The 2428-nt window shown below is 50.0% G+C and carries 2 protein-coding genes; both read right to left on the bottom strand.

The genetic code is table 11. From position 1 onward, the window contains the following. Positions 1–236 precede the first annotated feature (236 nt). Positions 237–995 carry an exodeoxyribonuclease III gene (locus Q2J39_RS10590; RefSeq protein ID WP_230266643.1) on the bottom strand — a complete coding sequence of 253 codons (759 nt, stop codon included), beginning with the start codon at positions 993–995 and terminating at the stop codon, positions 237–239. Positions 996–1129: 134 nt separating this feature from the next. Then, positions 1130–2149: a glycosyltransferase family 2 protein gene (locus Q2J39_RS10595; protein WP_288340659.1), complete on the bottom strand. Its 1020-nt coding sequence runs from the start codon at positions 2147–2149 to the stop codon at positions 1130–1132. Between the last annotated feature and the right edge of the window lie 279 nt (positions 2150–2428).

Below are 2428 nucleotides of genomic sequence, written 5' to 3' on the forward strand. Positions count from 1 at the left end.
ATTATCCCAAGGAGGCGGTCGAGAAAATACCCGTCTTTTATTTGACGCTTACTTCAATACACCAGAACGGATGCCATGATTTTGGCTTTTCCGACGCTTTCCATTCGCCCTATATTTCATAACGCCATCAAAAAGCGGCCCGGCTGACTGTCCTGTCAGACCGGGCCGTCTGTTTTTGATTTGGCAAATCCGCTCGCGGCAGGCGAACAGAAGAAATCTCAGCTGAGAAAAAGCCTTTATTCTTCTGGAAGATCGATCGTAAGCAGAACCGGACAGTGATCGCTGCCGTACAGATCACCAAGAATTTCGATGTCCTCCACCTTGTCCATGAGGTCCCTGGAAGCCAGCCAGTAATCGATTCGCCAGCCGGCATTGCGATCGCGGCTGCGTTTCTGGTAGGACCACCAGGAATAATCGCGGCCCTCTGGCTTCAGAACGCGGTACACGTCAGCCAGATCGGACAGGTAGTTCGTTTCAAAACTGTTTCTTTCCTGTTCAGAATAGCCGGCGCTTCCTTCTCCATCGGCCTCATCCCAGATATCCTGCGCAGTGCGCGCAACGTTGAAATCCCCGCACACCAACAGAGGAAGATCGATGGAGCGAAGATAGTCGGTAAACGCCTTGTCAAAGCGAAGACGGTAGTCGATTCGTTTCAGATTTTCCTGCGAGTTGGGCACGTAAACGCAGACGACCGCAAAGTGTTCAAAATATGCGGTAATCACGCGGCCTTCCTGATCGAATTCTTCGATCCCGATTCCCCGGACGACTTTTTTTGCTTCCATGCGGGAGGCAATCATCGTTCCGGAATAGCCTTTCTTTACGGCTGAATTCACGTACTGATACGGATAAAGATCAGGATTCAGTTCAATCTGATCTTCCGTCGCCTTAATTTCCTGAAAGCAGACAATGTCCGCATTCAGATAATCCAGCATCTGCTCCAGGCCCTTTCGAGCCAGAGCCCGGATTCCATTCACATTCCAGGTAAGAAGTTCCATCACTTTACCCTTCTTTCTATAAGCTTTCCGTTATTAGGGAAAGCTCAGGATTCTTATTCGTTCGCTGGATCAGCGGGTCTAACCGTATCGTCTGCATCCGCTTCTCCTGCCTGTATCCTTTTTTGATCTGCACGCTACGGCGCGGATCCGTAATCCTCTCGATCCGCATACAGGCGGACAGAACGGCGGCGGCCATGATGCAAAGCCGACGCGGGCGCATCGTCATCGAGGTTCGTTCTGGCGCACAAATAGATCGGACGATCCTTGATTTCGAGATACATGCGGGAAATGTACTGACTGAGCACCCCGATCGAAAGCAGCTGAATCCCCCCAATCAGCATAATTATGCATACCGTAGACGCCCAGCCCTGCACCGGATCGCCAAAGCAGATTTTGCGCACGACAATCACGATGATCATCACAAACGCTACTAAGGAAAAGAGTACGCCTAAAGCTGCCGCAAACTGAAGCGGAACGGTCGAAAAAGAAACGATGCCGGTAATGGCGTATTTAAACAGCTTCCAGAACGACCACTTGGTCTCGCCGGCTGCCCGCTTGATGTTTTCGTATTCGAGCCATTTGGTTTTGAATCCAACCCAGCCAAAGATGCCTTTGGAAAAGCGGTTGTATTCTTCAAGTTCCAGAATGGCGTTCACAAATTCGCGGTTCATCATACGGTAGTCCCGGGCGCCGTCGACCATGTCCACATCGCTCATTCGATTCATCAGCTGATAAAAACGGCGCGCAAAAAAGGAAACGATTTTCGGCTCGCCTTTTCGGGTCACGCGCCGGGTAGCGACAGAGTCATAGCCTTCCTTTTCGATCGCATCAATCATTTCAGGAAGCAGTGCGGGCGGATCCTGCAGGTCGGCGTCCATGATGACCGTCAGATCGCCGTCTGAGTTTTCCAGACCGGCGTAAATGGCGCTTTCCTTGCCAAAGTTGCGGGAAAAGGAAATGTAGCGAACGCGCGGATCGATTTTGGCGATCTCCAGAATTTCCTTCATCGTATTGTCTTTGGATCCGTCATCTACCAGCAGAAACTCAAAAGTATGACCTTCAATGGCGTCGGTCGTCTTCACCAGCGTTTCATACAGCAATGGGATCATGGCCTGCTCATTGTAGCAGGGCACGATAATAGAAATTTTAGACATATTTCACCTATACCTGAAAATTTTAACACAGATCCTATCGTTCCCAAATCTTCCCCGGATACCGGATATTCTTATGCTCTTTCGGTATCCGAAGAAGCAGCTGCAGCAGGAGGGCTCTGTCTTGTCGCATTTTGAACCGGCTTTGCGATTCTCTGTCTCATTTTACAATATCCGCTTTTTCTAAGGCAGATTTCCCGGCAATCGTAAGAAAGACGCCGTCAATTTCCTTTGTAAGCGTCAAATAAAAGACGGGTATTTTCTCGACCGCCTCCTTGGGAT

This window comes from uncultured Allobaculum sp. (assembly GCF_948576815.1).
GTDB lineage: Bacteria > Bacillota_I > Bacilli_A > Erysipelotrichales > Erysipelotrichaceae > Allobaculum > Allobaculum fili.

Excerpts from the sequence above, each read along its gene's own strand:
- Q2J39_RS10590 (WP_230266643.1), bottom strand. The coding sequence starts at position 995 with ATGGAACTTCTTACCTGGAATGTGAATGGAATCCGGGCTCTGGCTCGA.
- Q2J39_RS10595 (WP_288340659.1), bottom strand. The coding sequence starts at position 2,149 with ATGTCTAAAATTTCTATTATCGTGCCCTGCTACAATGAGCAGGCCATG.